General features: G+C 38.8%; 17 protein-coding genes. 12 read left to right on the forward strand and 5 right to left on the reverse strand.

The features are described from left to right. Positions 1-102: 102 nt before the first annotated feature. The 5 genes from BBI00_RS18085 to BBI00_RS18105 all read right to left on the reverse strand — a co-directional run bounded on the left by BBI00_RS18085 (position 103) and on the right by BBI00_RS18105 (position 10,184). Positions 103-687 carry a hypothetical protein gene (locus BBI00_RS18085; protein WP_065400255.1) on the reverse strand — a complete coding sequence of 195 codons (585 nt, stop codon included), beginning with the start codon at positions 685-687 and terminating at the stop codon, positions 103-105. After that, complete coding sequence (locus tag BBI00_RS18090) at positions 684-7,535, reverse strand: RHS repeat-associated core domain-containing protein (protein WP_065400256.1); 6,852 nt, start codon at positions 7,533-7,535, stop codon at positions 684-686. Before BBI00_RS18090 ends, BBI00_RS18085 begins: the two co-directional genes overlap by 4 nt. A 123-nt stretch (positions 7,536-7,658) precedes the next feature. Further along, positions 7,659-8,132, reverse strand: coding sequence for a hypothetical protein (locus tag BBI00_RS18095; protein ID WP_065400257.1), 474 nt, complete (start codon positions 8,130-8,132; stop codon positions 7,659-7,661). A 6-nt stretch (positions 8,133-8,138) separates the two neighbouring features. Next, positions 8,139-9,212 carry a hypothetical protein gene (locus tag BBI00_RS18100; protein WP_065400258.1) on the reverse strand — a complete coding sequence of 358 codons (1,074 nt, stop codon included), beginning with the start codon at positions 9,210-9,212 and terminating at the stop codon, positions 8,139-8,141. A gap of 6 nt (positions 9,213-9,218) precedes the next feature. Continuing rightward, a complete protein-coding gene (locus BBI00_RS18105) occupies positions 9,219-10,184 on the reverse strand; it encodes a DUF536 domain-containing protein (RefSeq protein ID WP_083988570.1) in 966 nt (321 codons plus the stop codon). A 399-nt stretch (positions 10,185-10,583) separates the two neighbouring features. Here BBI00_RS18105 and BBI00_RS18110 point away from each other — a divergent pair, with 399 nt between their 5' ends. From BBI00_RS18110 to BBI00_RS18165, 12 genes are all read left to right on the forward strand, one after another. Next, positions 10,584-10,907, forward strand: a complete 324-nt coding sequence (locus BBI00_RS18110; RefSeq protein WP_065400259.1) for a DUF6660 family protein — start codon at positions 10,584-10,586, stop codon at positions 10,905-10,907. A 137-nt stretch (positions 10,908-11,044) separates the two neighbouring features. Further along, positions 11,045-15,406 carry a CusA/CzcA family heavy metal efflux RND transporter gene (locus tag BBI00_RS18115; protein ID WP_083988571.1) on the forward strand — a complete coding sequence of 1,454 codons (4,362 nt, stop codon included), beginning with the start codon at positions 11,045-11,047 and terminating at the stop codon, positions 15,404-15,406. 73 nt (positions 15,407-15,479) lie between these two features. Then, positions 15,480-16,709, forward strand: coding sequence for an efflux RND transporter periplasmic adaptor subunit (locus BBI00_RS18120; RefSeq protein ID WP_065400429.1), 1,230 nt, complete (start codon positions 15,480-15,482; stop codon positions 16,707-16,709). A 177-nt stretch (positions 16,710-16,886) separates the two neighbouring features. Next, positions 16,887-17,768, forward strand: a complete 882-nt coding sequence (locus BBI00_RS18125) for a bestrophin family protein (RefSeq protein ID WP_065400260.1) — start codon at positions 16,887-16,889, stop codon at positions 17,766-17,768. An 18-nt stretch (positions 17,769-17,786) separates the two neighbouring features. Then, positions 17,787-18,689, forward strand: coding sequence for a cation diffusion facilitator family transporter (locus BBI00_RS18130; RefSeq protein ID WP_065400261.1), 903 nt, complete (start codon positions 17,787-17,789; stop codon positions 18,687-18,689). 18 nt (positions 18,690-18,707) lie between these two features. Continuing rightward, positions 18,708-19,127, forward strand: coding sequence for a Fur family transcriptional regulator (locus BBI00_RS18135; RefSeq protein ID WP_050020659.1), 420 nt, complete (start codon positions 18,708-18,710; stop codon positions 19,125-19,127). Between the two features lie 377 nt (positions 19,128-19,504). After that, positions 19,505-21,154 (forward strand): heavy metal translocating P-type ATPase, encoded by a 1,650-nt coding sequence (locus BBI00_RS18140; protein ID WP_394363637.1) that lies wholly within the window; start codon positions 19,505-19,507, stop codon positions 21,152-21,154. A 604-nt stretch (positions 21,155-21,758) separates the two neighbouring features. Beyond that, positions 21,759-22,121 (forward strand): hypothetical protein, encoded by a 363-nt coding sequence (locus BBI00_RS18145; protein ID WP_065400263.1) that lies wholly within the window; start codon positions 21,759-21,761, stop codon positions 22,119-22,121. Between the two features lie 259 nt (positions 22,122-22,380). Continuing rightward, positions 22,381-22,656, forward strand: coding sequence for a YHS domain-containing protein (locus BBI00_RS18150; RefSeq protein ID WP_083988572.1), 276 nt, complete (start codon positions 22,381-22,383; stop codon positions 22,654-22,656). Then, the gene (locus BBI00_RS18155; RefSeq protein WP_065400430.1) at positions 22,643-23,320 is read left to right on the forward strand and encodes an SCO family protein; all 678 of its coding nucleotides are present in this window, start codon (positions 22,643-22,645) and stop codon (positions 23,318-23,320) included. The genes BBI00_RS18150 and BBI00_RS18155 overlap by 14 nt, the downstream gene beginning before the upstream one ends. Positions 23,321-23,478: 158 nt before the next feature. Then, positions 23,479-24,153 carry a superoxide dismutase gene (locus tag BBI00_RS18160; protein ID WP_065400264.1) on the forward strand — a complete coding sequence of 225 codons (675 nt, stop codon included), beginning with the start codon at positions 23,479-23,481 and terminating at the stop codon, positions 24,151-24,153. Between the two features lie 4 nt (positions 24,154-24,157). Beyond that, on the forward strand, positions 24,158-24,526 hold the full coding sequence (locus BBI00_RS18165; RefSeq protein ID WP_065400265.1) for a hypothetical protein: 369 nt from the start codon (positions 24,158-24,160) through the stop codon (positions 24,524-24,526). Positions 24,527-24,668: the final 142 nt, after the last annotated feature.

A 24,668-nucleotide genomic window follows, 5' to 3' on the forward strand; every position in this document is an offset into this window, starting at 1 on the left:
GGCTTTTTTGTTTTTATGTAGGGAGAAGTAAGTGAGAATTAATAGCAATAAAAAACACTGCTCCATTATTGAAGCAGTGTTTATTGGACTTGATTTTAGTTTTTAAAATTTAACTTTTATACTGTCTTTGATGACGAAATCATCCAAATAAATTTTATACTGGCCATCTTTTCGGCACTCCAGCATTTTTTTTATCATTTCTAAATTATAGGGAATGTTTAAGATATCTCTCATTTTACTAAAAGAACTTTTATATTCCTTATTTAAAGTGAAATTATTATTGAATTTATATTCCAATTGTTTTTTCTCTTTTTTCTTTACTAATACAGCAGTAGGAAATGAATGCTTTATATCATTAGGCGAGGTATCTGGATTTAAAGACAAGTTAATAGAATCTATTTGTTTAGAAAAAGATGTATTTTCTTGGCTTAACAAATCTGCATCCAGAGGTTTATATTCTTCTAATTTTTCGCTTGCTGAATGTTTACTGTCGAAGCTAAGTGTTTTAGATATAATTACTATAAAGTCCTCATCAGTATTGTTGTATAATACCAAATTGATTTTCTTTTCTTTATTTTCAAGCGAATAAGATAATTCTATTTTATCAGAACTACTACTACTGTTTTTATTACAGGCAATTGCTGTTAATGTTGCTAATAATAGAGCGATTTTGTTTAGTTTTTTCATTTTTTAAGGAAGTTTTTCATTAGCTTCATCATGTTGTCAAATCTGGCATTAAAACCATAGTTGGATTGTCTTATAAGATCTAAATTAAACCTAGGTTCTACTGGAAGATTTAAACCTTGCCAACCTCGTAAATCAATATAACTTTTTTCCCATTCTGCAATTATAACATGGTGGTTGGATACCGTCTTAGCGTTTGGTGTCCATGTTTGAGTAGATAGTTCTATGGGGTTAATTTGATTGGCATAAAAAACTCCATGAAGCATTTCATGTCCGGTAGTAAGGGTTAATATCTCTGGCGATTTAAAAGCATTAGGAGCAAATACATATCGGATATATTTATTTCCATAGAATGGGGTTGTAACTCCCAAAACAGATTTACCGTCCTTATTTACCAATGTTTTACCATCAAATGTATAATCTCTTTCTTTTAAATAGTTTGGTAAGTCCTCCGGCTTTCGTAATACTCTGATACTTCCGTTAGCAGGGTTTTTCCCTTTAAAATCATTTGCCATAACTTTTTTTACTTCGTTGGATTTTTGATTTACAGGGTTTTCTGTAACCCCTTCTGTATGATCTTCTACATCTAAAGATTCACCTGAAGGTTTTGCAAATAATCTGCTAAGTCCAAAGCTTATTGCGCCCATTGCACCACCTATTACTGCGCCTTGTGCAACTCCCTTAAGGAAGTTGGTACCACTAGCTAATGCCTGTACTGCTGAAGCTCCTGCTCCGGACAATACTCCGTTACCAATGCTTGCAATTAAAGTTCCTGCACTGAATACCTGTCCGAGTCCTGCTGATACCGCTCCTGTAATTGACCCAATGGTGACGGCTTTGAAAAAGCCTCCTACACTGAAATTTCTTGTCAGATAAGCTTTTGCCAGATATAAAAATGTGGCAATGGCTGAGGAAATTATCGCTCCTGTCATCACTGTAGCCCAAAAAGTCCCCATCACAGCGAGAAAAGCAAATTGAAATACCTCTCCACTAGGATCACTAAACATTAATGGATTATTCAATACATACCCATACTTATTATAGTTTTGGGTGTTGTATGGATCCTGAATGTTTTCATCCGCATTTAAAAATCTTCTGAGTAACGGATCATACAATCTTCCGTTCATGTGGATAATTCCTACCTCCGCAAAATGCTCATGCCCGGTGTATCCTCTGTCTACTAATAATGCAGCATTATCAATACTGTTCTTATCTGTAAGGATAGGGCCGTTTCCAATCTGAAGATGGGTAAAGTTCCCCCATGCATCAAAGTGTCTTTGTTCCAGTTTATTCCCTGCTTCATCACTGATTGCAAGAATACTTCCTAAATAATCCTTATGTAAAAATCTATAAGAACCATTGGTCTCTTCATAATTTTTTAAATATACAATATTACTTTCATAAGGGGTACCACCAATATAAATAGTATGTTTTTCTTTACCGGTTACATTGTTTTTAGTGATTTCAAAGCTGCCGTCTTCACTATAGAATCGGGTAAATTTACCTTCCTGGTCAGGATCAAAATTTCCTCCAAAAGAGACTTGCTGCCTCATGGCTGTTAATCCGTACTGGAAAGCCACATCTCCTTTTTCTCCATCAATGAATATCGGGTCGTTATTTTCATTATAAGCGATACTTTGGATCAGATCATTATTGTAGTTCTGTGTTCCGGCAGCATTAAGGGTCATTCCTGTTGGTTGGTAAACCTTCGCTGAGTTTTCAAACTTAATTTTTCCAACCTGATCATTTTCCAGAATTCTGCCTTTTGCATCATATATATTGGAATTATATTGCCCGGTTACAGGATTGGTCCATTTTACTAATCTGTTATTGTTGTCATATTCAAATGTTTCCGTGATATTAAAATCACCTCCGGTAGTCCTGCTTCTTAATTCATTTTTGATGGCATCAAAAGCATAGGTTAACTGTAAAATATCCTGCTTAACCTGTGAGGAATGATTGACTTTCGTTAAGAAGCCATTCGTATCATCATATAAATTGGTGATTTCTGCTGCTCCTAATTTGGCATTAAGAACTTGCCCTCTTTCGTTGGTGTTTTTAAGTTCCCATAAGATTTTCCCGGAAGTTTTATCCTTCACCAGCTGTAAATCTCCATTCCAGGTACTGTAAAAATTTTCAACAGTTACTTTGGTAAGCACTCCCGAAGAATATAATTGTTTTTCATAAGAGATTACCCTTGCCTTGTCATCATAGGTGATTCCTTTTTTTATGAAATATTTTCCATTACTGCTTTCTGATGAGGAGATGACCCTTCCCTGGGGATCATAGGATATATTGGAACTGTAGCTTTTTCCTTTTGATGTTCCCGATTTTGAAATCAGTCTGCCTTTATTATCATAGGTAAAGGTTATTATTTTGTTGGTCGCCTGTCCTCCATCTGCTGTAGAAATTTCATTCTGAGAAACAAGCTGTCCCACATTGTTAAATGTGTAGAGTTTATTACCTTTTGGACTGATTATTTTTTTTATTTTACCAAAACCATCATATTCGTATTTATAGACTCCGTTGGATGGATCGTTAAATTCTATTTTTCTTCCCCACGAATCATACTGAGTTGTGACAATATTTTCTGCATACTGGGCCTTTATTTGGTCTCCGGCAGCATTATAAGAGAATTTAATGGTTCCTCCTTTGTCTGTTGCGGAAATTACATTTTCCAGTGCATCCAGCGTTTTCGTAGTGATTCTTTTATTCCCTTTGGTCTCTTCAATCGTTGTAGTGAAACCGGAAGTTGTAGTTATAGTTTCTGCACCGCTGAATGATAATGCAGTTACTTTCGGAGGAAAAACAGAATCGTTGTAAATGATCTTATTCCATTGTCTCAGATTAGAATCACTTTCAAAATAAGGCTGGCTTTCAGCTGTTTTCCTTCCCAGAATATCAAATTCGGTATCCTTGGAAATAAATTTTCCTTCCTTAAATGCTTTGGTTGTTGTCTTATAATTTTGCCCTAATAAATTGGTGTAAGCAATGCTGATATCTCCATCAGGGGAGTATTTTGTTACCTTGGTTCCTATAACACGCTTGATAAAACCTGGTGTTGTAACCCGGAACAGGGTTTCATACTGGTAAGTGGTTGTACCCTGAAGATTAGATTTGGAAGTTAAAATCTTTCCCCATTCATCATAAGTATTGGTTACCGTATTACCTATAGGGTCGGTTTGGGTAAGCACCTGCCCCAGACTGTCATAAGTAATATTGGTTTCCAGGCCAAGATTATCTGTCTGTTTTACAATAAATCTTCCTGTATCATCATATTGGGCCTTGTTGGTTTGGGTTTGTGAATCTGAACTATTGATAATTGTCTTCTGAATAATGTTCCCAAATCCATCATAATTATATGTTTCCTGAAGATAGGCAGTATTATCTCTGTTCCATTTTTTTAAGGTCTTTAATAGATTGCCTTCGTATACGTATTCCTCTTTAGAAGATTTGGTATCACCATAAGCCTGTATTGTACTGGTTTTTACCTTTGGACGGCCGATATAATAATCCGGTCCTGAGGCTGAGGGATTATGGATGTATTCAAAGTTGGAAGTTGTGACAGCAAAATTATCATTTATCTTAGAGATACTTTGTGATGGAAGATAGTATTCTCCATAAATTATACTGCTTGTGGCAACTGTATTGGTCAGAAAATCTTTTGATCTTGTTGATTTCGGAACAACAGCGGTAACAATTTTAGATTTATCTACATTATTCAGAGAAGTGAGTACCTGTCCGTTAAGTAATTTGTCTGTCTGATAAATAGTAGACTTAAAACTTAATAATTGAGTGTTGTTCTCAGAAAGATCTGCAGGGAATATCTTGCTCTCATCATTGGTTCTTGTCGTCCACTCCTTTACAACAGCAGCATCATTCAGCGGGTCAATCTCAACACCACTCCAGATTTTTGTGTTTTCGAAACCGTCTGCATACCATGATGAACGGGCAGACTGACGGAAACCTATAATACCTTTACCCAGTAAATGAGAAACAAAACCTCTGTAACGGAAATCCTGCTTTCTTCCCCATGATCTCAGCTGAGATACGGCAGTAGTCTGGTAGACTTTATTAAGTTCTAAATAAGGATACTGTTCTTTTTTTACAGGTTGATATACATTGGAATCAACAGCAGGATTCAGCTCTTTATACTCAATTTCTGTTTTTATATTTCCCTGGGTAATCCCAATAATTCTGGACTCTTTTGAAACGTCATAATAGTTAAATTTAAACAATTTACTTTTTTGGAAAACAAGAATGTTTTCATCAGACATATTCACTCTGAAGTTCCCGAATATCGGTGTGTAGTGCTCTGCTACATTAGACCAGGTGAACTGTTCCATGCTCGGAATATACCATGTTCTGTCTGTATTATACAGGTAAGGATACCCTCTGCGATTCTCGATAAGTGGTCTGTTGGACTGGTTGACGATGCTCTTATAATTAACCAGCTTTTTCTTTTGGAATTCTATGCCTGAAGAAGCAGATTTATACCCTTTATTTTCATACAAATTGACAAGGAATCTGGATTGGGCACCTCCGGCCTGGCTGATTTGAACCAATGAATAAAATTCGATAAAATCAGATTTTCCGTCCCTGTTAAGATCCTGGGCTACATACGTTCTTCTGTGGGAATACCATGGAATATGGTTGTCCGGATCATTCTGTGATTCCTGGAAGTAACAGAAGTTGGAGTAATATTTTTCAGCAAAACCTTTCCCGGTCGAAGTATACATTCTCCAATCCGATGAATCAAAAGCTGTAGGAATTAAAAAGTCTGTTTTTCCGTCACCGTTATAATCTCCCAGTACAGCGCTTCCCCAGACCCCTGAAATAGGCATTGTTCCATTGGTGGTATTACTTACTGCAGGTGATTCAATAACAGTAATACTTTGACCATCATCTTTTAGCTTGACAAAAGTAGCCACATTATTCCTCAACGTAAGGAAATCAGTCTTGCTATCCCCATCAAAATCCCCAGCCATATAATTACTCATTGCCGGTGAATTCTTAGGCAGAAGTTCAAAGGAAGCAAAAGAAGCACTATTTTGAACATCTTTATCTAAATTGACACGTAAATATTTGTACAGTCCATTAGCATCTTTTACGGTGACAATTATTTCTGATAAGCCATCTCCGTTAAGGTCTGCTTCTTTTATCTGATTTTCAGCTATTGTATTCTGGTCTGTAGCATATTGATCATACTGGATGGTTTTGCTAAACTGATAATCCAGCGTATTGCTGTCAGAAAAAATATATACTTTAAATTCTAAATCAGATTTCTGAGTGCCTGCAATATTATTTTTCTTGAAAAGAACCAGACTCTGCTTTGAATTGACAATGTTGTTATTGTCTTTAACCACAATTGCAGAAGCATTATCCAGAGATTCTTTAGAAATATCAGCTGCTACAGATATTTTTTCAGGCTTATTATCATCAAAAATATTTTTGAAAAGATAAAAACCTCCCGGTTCATTCACCCACTCTATACATTTTGAATCACTGTAATCCGTGTATGAAATTTGATTTTCGTCTGCTCTGGGATCCAGAGGCGCTTCTGTATTATAGGCTTTACAATAATTAACAGAATTGGAATATTTCAGCATATCAACTTTTCCGTCTCCGTCAAAATCTCCTAAAACCTTGTGATCCTCTGTGTAATCATAGTTGGTAGATTTCCATCCTCCCAGGCTGGATTTCTCATAATCAAAAGTAATAGAATTGGCACTTTCGCCAGCCGAGTTGTATTCAGTGATTGTATTGAGGAATTGATAATCGGACCCATTAGTATCTTTTTGATAAGTGATCTTATAAGTCTTGATAGGCTTGAAATTATTCCTTACTGCAATTTCTGACAGGATTTTATCCTGATTAAATTCAACTCCCTGTACATAGGACTGCTCCTGAGCATCCCGGTCAATGTAAAGAAAGTCAATCGAATTGATATGAGGCTTATTCAATGTTTCGTTTCCTCCCCAGCCGATTGAGGAAATCTTCATAATACGTTCCTGGGTTCTGAACCCGCCGGGAGTAACGTTAGAAGCATAATTATAACTAATATAATTCCCTTGGGCATCTTTCCACTTTACAATATTGTATTCTAAAGGGGTTGTTACGGTCTGATTGCCTCTGAAGCCGGGTTTATAGGCTCCATACCAAGCCTGTGAACCGTCTTCGAAAGTAACTTCAAAATGAGCAGGTCCGGCGTCTAGTCCACCATTATTGTATGTGCCTACAGATTTAATTTTAATGTTTGAATATTTTTCTGTAGTATATTCGGCTCCGTCAGCTCCATATTCTCCGGATTTTAAGATTAATCTCTGACCATTGAAACTGTAATAATCCGAGTAATCGATCTGAATACCCTTACTGTCACCGTCTTTTTCAATGTTCTTCCCGATTCTTGTAATAGAAGAAATACCGGCAACATTCCAGCCATATCCAGCTATTCCATTTCCGGAACCGCTCGTATAAGCTAAATTGATTTGTGGGGCTACATTTTTAACCCCGGGAAGTGTTGCTATCGGGAGGGTGAACTGTAATTGCCCAACCCCGTTCACTTCTATATTCCCTTCAGTATTATGATAGCTTGGAGTGGTTGTCCCGCTGGGATTATTAGCTCCTGCATTGGAATCTGCCGGTCCTCCGCCAGGGTTGCCCTGCGTAGCCGGTCCGATTTTAGCTAAGAACGGACTCGAAACATCCGATTTAGCATGAAATCCCTGAGCCAGAATTACCGCCTGGGGATCCTGAACGGTCCTGGAAGCAGATTCTGTCTGGTAAAGTATAGTCTGTGAGAAAGCCCATACTGAACACAGGGATAATATCAATGATGAAAATAATTTCATTGTTGTATTATATTGTTTTATAAATGATAATTAATAAATGATAATCGTTAGATAGAAATAATATTGAATAAAGAGAAAGACTCATTCTAAAATCTTTCAATACTTCAATTCTTATTCTATACTTTATCTTTTAGTTACGTTTCTGCCAAAGACTCTTCCGTCTTTCAGCGTAAAGCGCAGAATGTAAACACCCCAGTCATATCCGGTCATATTAATTTTGACCTGACGGTTCAGACCCGGAATGTTCTGTTGCTGGAACTTCCAATGGACCGTACTGTGCTGATAAAGTGAAACAGATTCAATGAGCCCGTCTACTTCCTCAGTCCAGTCAATGGTAAGATAGTCGTTCACCGGAACCGGATAAAGCCTGATTTGTTTCCAGAAAGTTTTTTCATCCATGGCTGGGGCTTGCTGGGTTTTGGCCTGTTCCAGTAATTTCATCTCTTTAGGGACAATTTCATCGGCTTTTTTGGCTGCCGCATTGGTTCCTCTGTATCGCTGGTTTCCTGCTTCATCATATTTGAAATAAACTTCGGTTTGTGAAAACCCGAAAAACCCGATCAACAGAGAAAATACAGAAAGTAATTTTCTTTTCATGATGATTTATTTTTTTTCCGTTAAAAGTTGTTGTACTATTTTTTTTAATTCGGTAATGTCTTCAGATTGCAGCTTCAAAGCTTGATTTTCTTTCTGAAGTTGCTGGATCTTTTCAGACTGAAATTTCAGCTGCTTATTTTGTTCGATCGAATAAAGGGTAAGCTCTTCTACTTTTTGTAAAAGTTTAATCTGAAATTCCCCTACATTTACACCTTCTTTTTCCATTACATGGGCAGAGGCAATTTCCGGAAGGTGTTTTTTCTCCCTGATGTGTCGCTCTACTTCTTCCAATTTCGGAAGGGCGTAGTTCTCATCAAAAACAAAATCAGCTGTAGGCGTTGAGGTTACTTTAATTTCTTTAGCTTCCAGTTTACCTTGTAACGATGCATTTCCATTAGAATGTAAAGTCAGAGACTGCTGTTTAGTTCCGGTATTGGATACCAGATTAAAATTGATCTCATTATCCAGCAACCGGATATATGAACCTCCTTTTGAGGCATTGATTCTTTCCATGCTTGCTCCTCCACCTACATAATTCCTTATATTGTTTCCAATACCAACACCGGAATAAGTCAATCCTGGTTCAGAAGCCCAAAGCATTAAATCTGCAGGAGCATTGCTGTCATTATCAGCATGTAATAAAATAGTAGAGCCTACGTGTTTTCCGTGAATAGAAAGCTTTTCCTGTGGAGAGCTGGTATTGATTCCTACATTACCATTATCTGCTAAAAATAGAGGAACATCACAGATCCCTGTGCTACATGGGCTGATGGCATCATATCTCATAAAGGCCAGTCCTTTTGCCCAGGTGTTTCCTTTCCAGATGCTCCATTCCTTTACCTGACCGGATTGTGTATAGGAATCATCGATAAACCTTAATCCGGTTGGGATGTATCCTCCGTTACCTCTGATAATAGGAATACTGCTGTTGGCATTGATATCAAGAATTCCTGCCGGAGTATTGGTCCCGATACCAATATGGTTATTGGATGAAGGCTGTACTGTACCGGATGGCGTATACAACTGTGCGGAAGTCAAAGATGAAGCAAATAAGAAGATCAATAATAATTTTACTTTCATAAGTATTTATTTTTTTGTGGAAAGAAGCTTTTGTACCTGCGCTTTTAATTCTTTGATCTCCTCAGATTGTGATTTTAATTGCTTGTTTTGCTCAATAGAATAAAGGGTCAGTTCTTCAATTTTTTCCAGAAGTTTGGCATCCATTTCAGCTACATTAATCCCATTTTTCAATACTTCTTCAGCTGAAGGAATGTTGGGAAGATGTCCTTTACTCTCAATATGTTTTGCTACTTCTTCCAAAGATTTCAGCTGATAATCCTTTTTAAATACATAATCAGCCCAAACATCCGCTTTTACTTCAATTTCCTTGGCGTGGATTTTTCCATCGAATTTTGCAATTCCGTTATTAAGAAACTTGATCCAGATGCCACGGGTAGCATCCTGAAATCCTATGAAGGTTTTACCATCATTGTTGTCATTGGGCTGGGCGATGATAATGTTGTGTGAACTTCCCAGGTTCCTTAAAACAGTATCACCCGGCGTACCTCCATAGCATCCGTTGCAACCTGATTTCGCAATCTGAAATGTTCCATAGGAATTGGTAACTTCCATCATCACATCCTTAGTATCATATACTCTTAATAAAGACGCTGAATTTAAATCAGGATCACTAGAAGAGCCAATTCGAACTTTCCCGTCATTGGATTGAAGCAAAAGCTTGCTCCAGCTTCCCCATTGAGGATCGGTTGATAATCCGTTTCTGTAAAAGATTCCTCCATCATTAAAGTTAAGCTGATGGCGTTTATTTCCGGAATTATCAAACCAAGGGGCAATCGTTAACATTCCTGAATAATTTCCCGTCCCCGGAACTCCGACTACATCTCTGAGTTTAAATTCTGCCTTAACCTCGTGATTATAGGCAGCGGGCAGTGCATTGATACTTCTCGTATCATGTATGGTTATTCCTGCAGCATTTTGTGCATGCATAAGACCTGAGACCACCATTGCGGCAATCAGTAAAGTACGTTTCATATATCTGTATATAAATTAGTTTAAGAATAATATCAAGTTGCTGAAAAAAACTTTTTTTCAATTTTTTTTTGAGAATTTATTTTGAGTCTCCGTTTGAGTAATAACAGATTGAAAATCTGCTTAGGAGTGATTATTTAATTTTTTACAAAGGTACAAAAGGTGGTGCTGTTTTAGTAGAAAATCCTTTGTTTATCGGTGTTTTGAATGTATTTGTCCGGTTTTGTTTTTATGGTAGCAAATACCCTGTGAGAATGGCATTTCTTTTGAATAATAAATAACGATCCTGTGAAAAAATTAGTTTTTGAAAAATAGATGAAATCATGAATTGTTTGATTTTTGTCATATATTTAAAACTTTGGAGATTCACTCGTTTTATAAAAAATCTTTACCTTTGTCACAATGAACCTGTTAAGATGGATACTGGCAATTTATTTCATGGCGTTATCACTAATGCCATGCGAAGACGTGTCGCATCCGCTGGATTCAGGAAATAAAAAAATATCATTAAGTATCCGGGATTCCCATTCTACGGAAAAAGGAGATGTCTGTTCGCCGCTATGTGCATGCAGCTGTTGTCAGATGACAGTTTCGGCATTTAAGATGCATCCCTTACTGGAAATTCCTGAGCAGATTCCTGCTTATTTTTCAAAGAAAATCTTATTCCATAAGAACGACTTTGCCTACCAGGTATACGATCCTATCTGGCAGCCTCCCAAGATTTAATTTTTATTGACCTTAGAAAGCAATGCTTTCTTAACGTACTTGAAACTTTGCAATACCATTGCAGAGGGTTTCAGGATATTTTTGCATCAGTATTTCTTGCTGTATGCATTTGTTTTCAATAAAAATTAAATAAAATCGTGTTAGATAAAATCATAAGATTCAGTATCAAAAACAAAGTGATCATTGGTTTGATGACTTTGGTGCTGATTATCTGGGGGACATGGAGTGCCACCAGATTACCGATCGATGCTGTTCCGGATATTACCAATAATCAGGTGCAGATCATTACTGTATGTCCTACATTGGCAGGACAGGAAGTGGAGCAGTTAGTGACTTTTCCCATTGAACAGAGCATAGCCAATGTTCCGGATATTCAGGAAACAAGAAGTATTTCAAGATTCGGGCTCTCTGTCATTACAGTCGTTTTCAAAGAAGATGTCAATGTTTACTTTGCAAGGCAGCTTATCAGTGAGCAGCTGAAAAATGCTGTGGAAGAAATCCCCAAAGGAGTCGGAACCCCTGAGCTTGCTCCGGTAAGTACAGGTCTTGGAGAGGTCTACCAGTATATTCTTCACCCTAAAAAAGGCAGTGAAAAGAAATATAATGCTAAAGAGCTCCGTACCATGCAGGACTGGATTGTACGCAGGCAGCTCAATGGTACACCGGGAGTAGCTGAAATTAACAGCTTCGGTGGTGAGCTGAAACAATACGAAGTTGCTATTGATCCCAACCGCTTGAAGGCAATGGGAACCAGTATTACCGAAATATTCACAGCCCTTGAAAAGAATAATCAAAATACGGGAGGTGCCTATATTGATAAAAAGCCGAATGCTTATTTCATCCGTGGAATCGGGCTGGTAACTTCATTGGAAGATATCAGGAATATTGCTGTTAAAAATGAAACGGGAAGTGTTCCGATTTTTATCAAGGATGTGGCAGATGTCCGTTTGGGAAGCGCTGTGCGTTACGGAGCACTGACCTATGACGGAAAAGTGGATGCTGTGGGAGGTGTAGTCATGATGTTAAAAGGAGCAAACAGTAATGAAGTTGTGAATAATATCAAGGCTAAAATTCCAACCATTCAGAAATCGCTTCCGGATGATGTGGTAATAGAGCCATTCTTAGACAGGACGGACCTGGTAGACAGAGCCATCAGTACCGTTGAGAAAAACCTCATTGAAGGAGCTCTGATCGTTATTTTCGTGCTGGTTATTTTCCTTGGAAACTTAAGAGCAGGGCTTATTGTAGCTTCAGCAATTCCGCTTTCCTTACTTTTTGCCTTGGGAATGATGAATGTTTTTGGAGTCAGCGCCAATCTGATGAGTCTGGGAGCTATAGATTTCGGATTGATCGTGGATGGAGCCGTTATTATAGTAGAGGCAACCCTGCATCATCTGGGCATAAGGAAATCAACACGGGCATTGACCCAGTCTGAGATGGATGAAGAAGTTTTCCTTTCAGCATCCAAGATCAGAAGCAGTGCTGCTTTTGGTGAAATTATCATCCTTATCGTATATATTCCGATTCTTACATTGGCCGGAGTAGAAGGTAAAATGTTTACCCCTATGGCTAAAACAGTAGGATTCGCCATCTTAGGAGCTTTGATCTTATCACTGACCTATATTCCCATGATGAGTGCTTTGTTTTTGTCTAAAAAAATATCACATAAAGAAACCTTTTCAGATAAAATGATGAACCGCCTTCAGAAGGTTTATCAGCCATTATTACAGAAAGCTATCAAAATAAAATATGTCATCGTTTCCGCAACAGCTGTGGTTTTCCTTATTTCTGCCTTTATCTTTAAAAATATGGGGGGAGAATTTATTCCGCAGCTGCAGGAAGGAGATTTTGCATTCCATTGTATTCTGCCACAGGGAAGTTCGCTGAGTCAGAGTATAGAAACCTCCATGCAGGCTTCAAGAATTATCAAGCAGTTTGATGAGGTAAAAATGGTGGTGGGGAAAACCGGATCCGCTGAGGTTCCTACAGACCCGATGCCTCCGGAAGCTACTGATATGATCATTGTACTAAAACCTCAGAGTGAATGGAAAACCAAAAAATCCTATGATCAGCTGGCCGATGAGATCAGTGAAAAACTGGAAAATATTCCAGGGGTATTCTTTGAAAAGAACCAGCCTATTCAGATGCGCTTCAACGAGCTGATGACTGGGATCAGGCAGGATGTTGCAGTAAAAATATTCGGGGAAAACCTGGATTCTCTGGTAGTGTATGCCGATAAAGTAGGAAAGGTGATCCAGACCGTTGATGGCGCTACGGCCCCACAGATCGAGAGAGTAAGTGGTCTTCCGCAGATCAATGTACAATATGACAGGACGAGAATTGCGAATTATGGGTTAAATATTGAAGATGTCAATAATGCGGTAAGTACTGCTTTTGCAGGAAAAGCTGCCGGCCAGGTCTTTGAAAATGAAAGACGTTTTGACCTTGTTGTACGTCTTGACAGTCTTCACAGGACCGATATTTCAGATGTTAATAACTTAATGATCACCTCTGCTACGGGAGCACAGATCCCTCTGTCTCAGGTGGCGAATGTCAGCTATAAATTAGGACCTGCGCAGATCAGCCGTGAGCAGGGAAAACGTAGAATTGTAATAGGATTCAATGTGAAAGACCGTGATGTGGAAAGTGTGGTGAAAGACATTCAGGCAAAACTGGAAAAAGTGAAGCTGCCATCCGGATATTATTTTACTTACGGTGGACAGTTTGAAAACCTTCAGGAAGCCAGCAAACGTCTGATGATTGCTGTTCCCGTATCATTGCTTTTGATCTTTATGTTACTGTATTTTACCTTCCACTCTTTCAAACAGGCAGCCCTTATCTTTACGGCAATTCCTATGAGTGCTATCGGAGGTGTATTTGCACTTCTCGTCAGAGATATGCCATTCAGTATCAGTGCCGGAATCGGATTTATTGCCCTTTTCGGGGTAGCTGTACTCAACGGAATCGTTCTGATAGGGACTTTCAACCAATTGGAAAAAGAAGGTGAAACGGATATTATGAAAAGAGTATTGGAAGGAACGAAAACCAGACTGAGACCGGTTCTGATGACCGCAACTGTAGCATCATTAGGATTTTTACCAATGGCGATTTCCACCGGGGCGGGGGCAGAAGTACAGAAGCCTCTGGCAACAGTAGTGATCGGAGGTCTTATAACAGCTACATTCCTTACCCTGTTCGTCCTGCCGATGCTGTATATTATTTTTAACACAAAGATTTTGAAAAGAAAAAATAACAAACCAGGAACATTTACCATTGTTCTTATTGCAGGATTGATGATGCTGGGGCAGACTTTTAAAGCCCAGTCCAGACCCATATCTGTCGAACAGGCGGTGGAAATGGCAATGAATAATAATTTAACCTTACAATCGAAAGATCTAAGCATTAAATCTGCCGAAGCATTAAGGCCAACCTCCAAAGAACTTCCCAAACTAAGTGTTGAAGCTCAGCTTGGGCAGTACAACAGTCCGAAATTTGACCAGTCGTTTGCCATATCCCAAAGCATTCCTTTTCCAACATTATTCAAGGCAAGAAAGGAACTCATCAATGAAAATATCAAAAGCAGGCAGATTGACAGAGAGGTCACAGCCAATGAGCTTGTAAAACAGGTCCGTACCTACTATTATCAGATTGAATACCTGCAGTATAACAAAGCACAGCTGACGAGCCTGGATGGCTTCTATGAGGAGTTTATCAGAATTGCCACCGTAAGATTTAAAGCAGGGGATATCAAAAAGATTGAGATCAGTACAGCAGAAACCCAGAAAGGAGAAATAGATCTTCTCCTGAGACAGAATGAGGTCTACCTGAACAATGCCTATAAAAATTTAAAAACACTTTTAAACACCTCTGAAGATCTTGAAGTACCATTCAATAAAGAGTATGAGCCTTTGAAAGCAGAAAATGTCCTGGACAGCAGTGTCGTTGCCAATAATCCTTCCGTAAAGGCCTTCTATCAGGAAATGGAAATTGCAGAGAAGAATAAGAAAGTGGAAAAATCAATGGGATTGCCGGACTTCAGTTTAGGCTATACCAACCAGTCACTGATCGGTTTTCATACCATCAACGGGCAGGAAAATTATTATAACTCCGGAAAACGTTTTCAGTCGGCAACAGTCGGCGTGGCTATTCCGCTTACATTTGGGGCAACAAAGGCAAGGATCCAGGCGCTGGAATATGAAAAGCAGGTTGCAGAAACCAATGCAAGAATGCAGCAGAAGCAGCTTACCGCACAGCTGGAAAATACGTTCAGCCAATACCGGCAGGATATACAGCAGTATGAGTATTATACCACTCAGGCACTGCCGAATGCAGAAAAAATTGTAAAGGCAGCTCAGTTAGGCTATAAAACAGGGGAAATTTCCTATGTAGAATATCTTTTTGCATTACAGACTGCCACAAGCATTCAGTTAAAATATCTGGAATCAATCCAACAGGTCAACCAATCTGTGGTGACTATCAATTCAATCATTAATAAATAATATGAGATCAATGTCAACAGAAAACACAGGAAAAAAGAGAAAAGATGGTCTTATAAAAAATAAATATTCGAATATGAAACTCAAATATAATATCATACCCCTGATGCTCATGGCTCTGCTGGTCATAAGCTGTGGAAAAAAAGAAGCTGCGGCAGAAAAGGCCCCTGAAAAAACAGAGCAGAAAGAACAGGCTCATGAAGAAGGTCCTGAAACCATTGCCTCACTGACGGAAGAACAGATGAAGTCGGTAGGAGTTGCTTTGGGGAAGGTAGAGATGAAAGAATTGACCTCAACAATCAAAGCCAACGGATTGCTGAGCGTTCCCAACAGTAATAAAGCCACCATTACTTCCCTGTACGGCGGGATCATAAAAACCATTAATATCCAGGTGGGAAGCATTGTAAAAAAAGGGCAGGTCATCGCAACAATTGCCAATCCGGAATATATTCAGCTTCAGGAAGATTATCTGACGACCAACAGCAGGATTACCTATGCAGAACAGGAATACAGAAGACAGAGAGAACTTTTTGATAACGATGCCGGAGCAAAGAAAAATCTTCAGAGTGCAGATGCAGAACTGAAAACATTAAGAACCAAAAGAGCATCTCTCCTGAAGCAGCTTCAGATGATGGGAATAAGCCCCGGAAAAGTCAGTAACGGAAATATGAAATCAGGATTGGTGATCACTTCGCCGATCAGTGGGACCATCAGTAGTATTACAGCGCAGATAGGAAGTTATGTGGATATTTCTTCACCCGTCGCTACGGTCATAGATAACGGTTCCATTCACCTGGATCTTCAGGTATTTGAAAAAGACCTTCCCAAAATGAAAGTAGGGCAGATTGTTCATTTTAAACTGACGAATAACCCCGAAACAGAATACGATGCCAAAATTTACAGCATAGGCTCTTCTTTTGAAAATGAAAGCAAGACCATCTCTATGCACTGTGAAGTGATAGGAAATAAGTCCGGACTGATCGACGGAATGAATATCACAGGTATCGTAAGCCTTGATAAAAGCACCACACCCGCTGTACCTACCGAGGCCATTGTGGAAGCAGACGGTAAATATTATGTTTTTATTCAGACAGATAAAAAAGCAGAGGAAGAACATGACGAAAAAGGAAAGCCACATCCGAAAACCTTAAACTTCGAGAAAATTGAAGTGGTAAAAGGAACTTCAGATATGGGATATACAGCGATCACACCCGTAGGTAACATTCCGGATAATGCTGAAATTGTGGTGAAAGGAGCCTTTTTTGTGAATGCCAAATTGGTGAATTCCGGGGAGCATGAACATTAATGAATCCGCTCAATGTCGATTTTTATGCGTAAATTAGAACTGTTTACGGACTTATTATAAAAACCGGCCGGAAGAAAGTAAAGATGATCTTACGAAACATCTGAACCTTTTATCTGATAAGAGACTAAGATGGTTTTAAAAAATAATGTTTTTATAATATTTAATACATGACCTTTTATGCTATTAAACAAAAAAATATCAGTCTGGTATTTCATCCGTGAAATAAAATCCCAAATTCTGTTCATTGGAATATTTGCTGTGGTCATTGGCCTTTTGGATATGCTGCCATGGTTTCGGAAAATATCCCTTCCCCTGAATATTCCGGCACTTTTAGGAACGGCAGTATCGCTGTTGCTGGCTTTCCGTACTTCCCAATCCTACGAAAGATGGTGGGAAGCAAGAACGGTGTGGGGAGCTATTGTCAATGATTCCAGAACCTTTGTAAGGCTTATTATACAGTTTATGCCTGCAGGAGATGAAAAAACGGTAAAAGATTTTGCAGAAAGACAGATCATCTGGACCTATGCCCTTGGCGAATCGCTCAGAAAACTGCCATTTTCAGAAAAGGTACAGCAGTATATCGTACAGCATCAGATCAAGGCTGTAAATATTCCGAATGCACTCCTGGATGCACATTCCAGACAGTTGAAAGATATTGCGGTTTCCCAGGGACTGACCGACTTTCAGCAAATGCAGCTGAATGACATCATTACCAGACTTTGTGACAGCATGGGAAAATGCGAAAGGCTGAAGAATACGGTATTTCCAAGATCTTACAGTGTATTGGTACATATCCTGATCTATGTGTTTGCTGTTATCCTGCCTTTTGGGCTTGACGATTCACAGCTGGCCGTTGAGATCCTGGTCACATTCCTGATCCCGATTGTATTCATTGCAATAGAGAAAACGTCAATCATTATGCAGGACCCGTTTGAAAACAGACCCGTGGATACTCCGGTGACCTCTTTGGCACAAACCATTGAAATCAATATCCGCCAGATGATTGGAGAACAGAATGTTCCTTTAAAAAAAGAAAATACATCTTACTATGAAATGTAATTAAACCATAAAAATAATATGGAAACTACCCCGACACCAATACAGACTCCCTCTGCTGCAGGCAGACATAAAAAGAACCTCCTGATCGTACTTTGCCTCAGCGGTACCTATCTCATTGCTGAGGTGATAGGAGGAATAGTGACCAACAGTCTTGCGCTTCTGGCAGATGCTGCTCATATGCTCACCGATGTTGTAGGATTATTACTGGCATTCATTGCCATTAAAATAGGAGAAAAAAAAGCAGATCCCTCCAGAACATACGGCTATTACCGTACGGAAATATTAGCGGCAGTCATCAATGCAGTCGTATTATTAGGAATCTCTGTCTATGTTTTATTTGAAGCCTATCAGCGTTTTCAGAATCCGCCGGAAGTACAGAGCAAGTCGATGCTGATCGTAGCTGGGATTGGATTGATTGTAAACATTGCAGGAATGATGATCCTGAGAAAAGATTCTGAAGGCAGCCTGAATATGAAAGGAGCTTACTTTGAAGTTCTTTCAGATATGTTAACATCAGTTGGCGTTATGATTGCAGGAGTTATCATGTTGACAACCGGCTGGTATTATGCCGATCCTTTGATCTCTGCAGCCATCGGATTATTGATCTTTCCAAGAACATGGAGGCTTTTAAAAGAAGCGGTCAATGTTTTACTGGAAGGAACCCCAAAAGACGTGGATATCCATGGGTTGAGAAAATCACTGGAGGAAATTCCGGGGGTGAAAAATATCCATGATCTTCACGTATGGTCCCTTACCTCAGGAGTCAACGCTATGAGTGCCCATGTGGTGAAAGAAACCGGCACTTCACAAAATCAGCTGTTGAAAACCCTGACGGAGAAAACAGTGAATACATTTAAGATAAGTCACACAACTTTTCAGATAGAAGATGAAGGCTACGAAGAAAATGAAGCCCATCTGTAACATTCAAATTGTGGAAACATGAAAAAAGATATAGAGAACAAACTCATTGATAAAAATACCAAACCTACCAGCATGAGAATTCTGGTGTATGATTTTTTAAGTTCCCAGGAAGCAGCCCTGTCTCTTTCTGAAATAGAAAATCATTTCGACAATGCAGACCGCATTACGATTTACAGAACCTTAAAAACCTTTGAAGAAAAAGGGATTGTTCACAGCATACAGGAAAACACAACTACAAAGTATAAGCTATGCGAGGATGATTGTGATGAAAAAACACATAAAGACTGGCACCTGCACTTCTATTGTAAAATATGTAAGCAGACCACCTGTAAAGAAGATATTTCCTTCCCAGAAAATATACAGACCAATTTCAGGATCGATGAAATAAGGCTCTTTGCCAAAGGAATCTGCGAAAACTGTCTTGAAAGTTTGCAATAGCATTGCATCAGTCTCAACCCTAAATTTGTATAAAAATATCAGTTATGGAAAAATGCTGTAGTACAACCCCGGAAAAACCAGATACAAAAGCCCACGCACACAATCATTCAGAAGGAGACGGCCATGACCATGACGGGCATGATCACTCCCATGATACCGGCGATCAGACCATCTTCCGGATGTTTCTTCCGGCGATTATATCTTTTGTCATCCTGCTATTGGGAATCGCTTTTGATAATTATATAAAACCGGCATGGTTTACAGGCTGGGTACGGTTAGTGTGGTTCCTGGCGGCTTATATCCCTGTCGGATTCCCTGTCCTGAAAGATGCCTTTAAAAGTATCACCAAAGGAGATGTGTTTTCTGAATTCTTCCTGATGAGCATTGCAACCATTGGTGCGTTTGCCATTGGAGAATATCCTGAAGGAGTAGCTGTAATGCTGTTTTATGCTGTAGGTGAAGTATTTCAGTCTATGGCAGTCACCAGGGCAAAAGGAAACATAAAAGCCTTACTGGACCAGCGTCCCGATGAGGTGACCATCATGGAAAATAATCAGCCAAAAGCAATTAAAGCAAAAGAAGCGAAAGTAGGAGACGTTATTCAGCTGAAGCCTGGTGAAAAACTGGCGCTGGATGGTGAACTGATTTCAGATTCAGCGTCGTTCAATACGGCAGCGCTGACAGGGGAAAGTAAACCCGATACTAAAAATAAAGGTGAAGCAGTACTGGCAGGAATGATCAATATGAACAGTATTGCCCTTGTAAAGGTTACCACTGCCTATGAAGACAGCAAACTGAGCAAAATACTGGAACTGGTACAGAATGCTACAGCGCAGAAAGCCCCTACGGAACTGTTCATCAGAAAATTTGCCAAAGTGTATACACCAATTGTTGTAGCCCTGGCAATAGCAATCTGTTTACTGCCTTATTTCTTTGTCAGCGATTATCAGTTCAGGGATTGGCTGTACAGAGCATTGATCTTCCTTGTGATCTCTTGCCCTTGTGCCCTGGTCATCTCTATTCCGTTAGGGTATTTCGGTGGAATAGGCGCGGCAAGCCGTAATGGAATCCTGTTTAAGGGAAGTAATTTCCTGGACAGTATTGCAGAAATCCAGAATGTGGTAATGGATAAAACCGGAACCATGACGGAAGGAGTCTTCAAAGTTCAGGAAGTAAGCATCAGTCCTGAATTTAATAAAGATGAAATCCTTCAGCTGGTAAACGTTCTTGAAAGCAAAAGTACCCACCCGGTAGCTACAGCGATTCACAATTACGTAGGCGATATCAATTATACTGTTCCATTGGAAAACGTAGAAGAAATTGCAGGACATGGGCTGAAAGCAACAGTGAACGGTAAAGAACTTCTGGTGGGGAATTTTAAGCTGATGGATAAATTTAATATCCGCTATGACCTCAACCATGCCAATATTGTTTACACCCTTATTGCGATAGCCTATGACCGGAAATTTGCAGGGTATATCACCATTGCAGACAGCATAAAAGAAGATGCCAAAGCCACAGTAGACAATCTGCATAAAATGAATGTAAAAGCCACCATGCTGAGTGGAGATAAAAGTACAGTAGTGAAATATGTTGCCGATCAGCTTGGTATAGACAATGCATTCGGAGATTTGCTTCCGGAAGATAAAGTAAACAAAGTCAAAGAGATCAAAGCAAAAAATCAAACCGTGGCCTTCGTTGGGGACGGAGTGAATGATGCCCCTGTAGTAGCCTTGAGTGATGTAGGGATTGCCATGGGAGGTCTGGGAAGTGATGCTACCATTGAAACGGCAGATGTGGTGATTCAGGATGATAAACCGAGTAAGATTCCGATGGCAATTAATATCGGGAAACAGACGAAAAAAATCGTTTGGCAGAATATCATCTTAGCTTTTGCCGTAAAAGCTGTTGTGCTCATTCTCGGAGCAGGAGGTCTGGCCACGATGTGGGAAGCCGTATTTGCTGATGTAGGAGTGGCATTGCTCGCAATTTTAAATGCAGTGAGAATTCAGAGGATGAAATTTTAAAAGAATCATAAACACAAACTAAATTATATTCAATAAGAGCTTTGCTGATTTCAGCGAAGCTTTTTTTTAATACCATCTTATTTTTCTATGCCCCTATGTAGTTAATTTTTTAAACAACATAGACACATACTCTTACCAAATAAATGATTAATTTTTACTGGTGTTTGTTACGATTCTATTTCTCCCGCAGATCCGGCATATTACAAGATCCTTCATAAAAATCTGCGTAATCTGCAAAATCAGCGAGCAATAAAAGTATGCACTCTTAAATTTTATCGGAGGAAAAACCTTGTGTCTTCTCCCAATAATTAAAAAAAGCCCCACCACATCAGGCAAAGCTTTATGAACAAGATTAAATTTTATATAAAGAACTAAATTTTATTGGGATGATCAGCCATGTAAGATGACCTGAAGTGCAGAACCAAATTTCGGAATAATACCTTAATGATAACAGATACAGTTTGGCCAATTTTATAGGTAACAGTTGAAATGCATTGATGCATAGGATCAAATCGTGAAAGCCTGGAAATGATCAATGACATTCATCATAAATGAAGCATAAAACAATTTTGAAGTAGTATATTTGTAGCAGAGAACAAAATTGTTGAAGGCATTAATTTCCATATTCATCATTTTTACTGTTGCAATACGCCCCGTGTTGCCACTGGTAAATTATGCGGTGAACTATGACTATATCGTGAAAAATCTTTGTGAAAAGAGAGATATCCCACAGTCAACGTGTAAAGGAAAATGCTATGTGGAAAAAGAACTGGCCAAGACAGAAAAACAATCCAACAGTTCTCAAACCATAAAAATTGCAGGATTAGATGCCTTTATTTCTCATGACATATTTTCCTTTTCACATCAGTTGAATCTGGAACGGTCTGTAAACGATCCTTGTTCAGACCATATCAGTTCTCATTCTTCAGAATACTTTTCCAGGGTATTTCATCCTCCTTTAGTTTAATTTCAGCTTTAAACTAAATTTTTAGTTTTATTTTGAAAGCTTTTCAGACCTTATTGAAAAGTTATTGGGATAGTTTACGCCTAGGAGTAAAATTGCTATTTTCTAAGATGCGATAAGTCAATTTGGTGTATGAACTTCATCTCAGCTCCTGAAAGTTTTCGGAATATTTTAAAATAAACTGTTGTCTATGGTTTGATCTCCTTCGGAGTTTGAAGCCAGGATATCTATTTAACATTATTAATTAAAATTTAACATCAATATGAAATCTCCGGTTATACTGACTGCCCTGCTGTCAATAGTATTATTTTCATGTGCCAAAGAAATCCCTCAGGTAAAGCATAAGAGCAATATGAGCTCTACAAAAGAAAATATCACAAATGTACAGGTAGCAAATGAAGAAGATCCCATCTGCCATATGAAAACTGCAGAATTTCTGAAAGATACTGCGGTGTACAAAAATAAAACGTATGGTTTTTGCAGTGCTTACTGTAAAGATGAATTCAAACAAAATCCTGAAAAATATGCCCAAAAATAATAAGACGAATAACAAAAGAAAAGTAATTATGCCCATTGCGGTGATTGCTTTGCTTTTTCTGGGAATAGGCATAGGAATGAGCTACTTCAAAAAGAACCTGTATACGGTGATGAAGGTTCCGGATTTTGAACTTACGGATCAGAATAATAAGAAAATTACCAATAAAGATATGCTGGGAAAAGTATATCTCGTGGAATTTTTCTTCAGTAAATGTCCTACCATCTGCCCTGTGATGAATACCAATATGAAGGCTATACAAAGCCAGATCAATGATCCCAATTTCGGAATTATCTCCATCAGCATAGATCCGGAAAATGACACTCCTGAAGCCCTGAAAGAACATGCTCAGAAGATAGGGGCAAAATCTCCTGACTGGCATTTTTTAACAGGTGACAGAGGATATATCGGAAAACTTGCAGATCAGTTTAATATCTACGTAGGAGATAAGGAAGACGAAGCGGAAAGTCTGAACCACAGCGGTATGATTGCTTTGGTAGATCAGGAAGGAAACATCCGCTGTAGATACAATAAAGATAATATGCCGATCCTGTATTATTCAGGGCTGAATTATGATGATCCGGAAGGCAAAACTCCCCGCCTGAATGGGAAATATCATCCGGACAGGGAAATTCTGATTGAAGATATTAAGAAATTATTGAAATAGTGAAGAGGGGAGCGCAGCAGGAAGAACATCCAGCCCATAAAGCTCTGATGATTTTTGATGTAAAGGTAAATAGAGGTTGAAGCAGTTATACATTGAAATAAATCACTCTCATCTTTCAGCCTAATAGAAAACATTGTTCAACCATAAACAAAAAAGTTATGAAGATTATGAAAATAGCTGCCTTAAGCGCAGTTTTCGCGGCCCAGTTTGCATTGGCTCAGTTTAAGCAGACACCTCTGCCATATGCTTATAATGCTTTGGAAGGGAATATTGATGCCCAAACGATGGAAATTCATTATTCAAAACATGCGGCAGCGTATGTAGCCAACCTGAATAAAGCCATTGCAGGAACTCCACAGGAAAAAGAAACATTGTTTCAGATTCTTTCAAATGTTTCAAAACTGCCGCCTGCAGTGAGAAATAATGCAGGAGGACATTACAACCACGAGTTGTTCTGGACTGTTCTTACTCCCCAGAAAAATACACAGCCTTCCGCAAAATTAGCAAAAGCGATCACTGAAACTTTCGGAAGCATGGATGCTTTTAAAGAAAAGATGGCTAAAGCCGGAGCAGACCGTTTCGGATCAGGATGGGCATGGCTTTCTGTGGATAAAAACGGAAAACTATTCATTTCTTCTACTCCCAATCAGGACAATCCTTTGATGGATGTAGTGGAAGAAAAAGGAACCCCTATCTTCGGAATTGATGTCTGGGAACATGCTTATTATTTAAAATATCAGAATAAAAGAGCAGACTATCTTACCGCTATCTGGAACGTCACCAACTGGAAAGAGATCAGCAGAAGATACGATGAAGCTGTAAGTAAAAAATAAGCTGGTGAAATTTCTTTACGGCATACTCTTTACCTTTTATATGGTGTTCAGACCTCTGATACCGCTGGTGGAGTATGCCGTAAATTATGATTACATTGTCAACACGCTGTGTGTGAATAAAAGCAAGCCTGAGATTCACTGCAACGGAAAATGTTACCTCAGCAAACAGCTGGCAAAGACCGGCGATTCGGAATCTTCACCTTTACAAAAATCAAAGAATTCAGGGCAGAAAATCCTTGATATCTACATTCTTCCTGAAATTACAGAAATTTCTGCTTCTGAGAAATTTCCATTTTTCAATTTTCATTTTATTTATGAAACAGCTTATTCTTTTCTGTTTCTGAAACATATTTTCAAGCCACCGGTTTTTTAAGTTACTTATATCATTATTCAATCACAAAAGGGTCAACGCATTTTCTTAGTACATCAACAGTTTAAGATGATGCCTTAGACTGGGCACGGGCATATATTAAATTCAAAGATTTAAAACTTAAGTGCCTTCTTATACATACAGC

It is taken from the genome of Chryseobacterium arthrosphaerae, assembly GCF_001684965.1.
GTDB lineage: Bacteria > Bacteroidota > Bacteroidia > Flavobacteriales > Weeksellaceae > Chryseobacterium > Chryseobacterium arthrosphaerae.

Bases quoted from the DNA above. Each gene is read 5' to 3' on its own strand.
- BBI00_RS18085 (WP_065400255.1), bottom strand. From the start codon at position 687: ATGAAAAAACTAAACAAAATCGCTCTATTATTAGCAACATTAACAGCA.
- BBI00_RS18090 (WP_065400256.1), bottom strand. From the start codon at position 7,535: ATGAAATTATTTTCATCATTGATATTATCCCTGTGTTCAGTATGGGCT.
- BBI00_RS18095 (WP_065400257.1), bottom strand. From the start codon at position 8,132: ATGAAAAGAAAATTACTTTCTGTATTTTCTCTGTTGATCGGGTTTTTC.
- BBI00_RS18100 (WP_065400258.1), bottom strand. From the start codon at position 9,212: ATGAAAGTAAAATTATTATTGATCTTCTTATTTGCTTCATCTTTGACT.
- BBI00_RS18105 (WP_083988570.1), bottom strand. From the start codon at position 10,184: ATGAAACGTACTTTACTGATTGCCGCAATGGTGGTCTCAGGTCTTATG.
- BBI00_RS18110 (WP_065400259.1), top strand. From the start codon at position 10,584: ATGAACCTGTTAAGATGGATACTGGCAATTTATTTCATGGCGTTATCA.
- BBI00_RS18120 (WP_065400429.1), top strand. From the start codon at position 15,480: ATGAAACTCAAATATAATATCATACCCCTGATGCTCATGGCTCTGCTG.
- BBI00_RS18125 (WP_065400260.1), top strand. From the start codon at position 16,887: ATGCTATTAAACAAAAAAATATCAGTCTGGTATTTCATCCGTGAAATA.
- BBI00_RS18130 (WP_065400261.1), top strand. From the start codon at position 17,787: ATGGAAACTACCCCGACACCAATACAGACTCCCTCTGCTGCAGGCAGA.
- BBI00_RS18135 (WP_050020659.1), top strand. From the start codon at position 18,708: ATGAAAAAAGATATAGAGAACAAACTCATTGATAAAAATACCAAACCT.
- BBI00_RS18140 (WP_394363637.1), top strand. From the start codon at position 19,505: ATGAGCATTGCAACCATTGGTGCGTTTGCCATTGGAGAATATCCTGAA.
- BBI00_RS18150 (WP_083988572.1), top strand. From the start codon at position 22,381: ATGAAATCTCCGGTTATACTGACTGCCCTGCTGTCAATAGTATTATTT.
- BBI00_RS18155 (WP_065400430.1), top strand. From the start codon at position 22,643: ATGCCCAAAAATAATAAGACGAATAACAAAAGAAAAGTAATTATGCCC.
- BBI00_RS18160 (WP_065400264.1), top strand. From the start codon at position 23,479: ATGAAGATTATGAAAATAGCTGCCTTAAGCGCAGTTTTCGCGGCCCAG.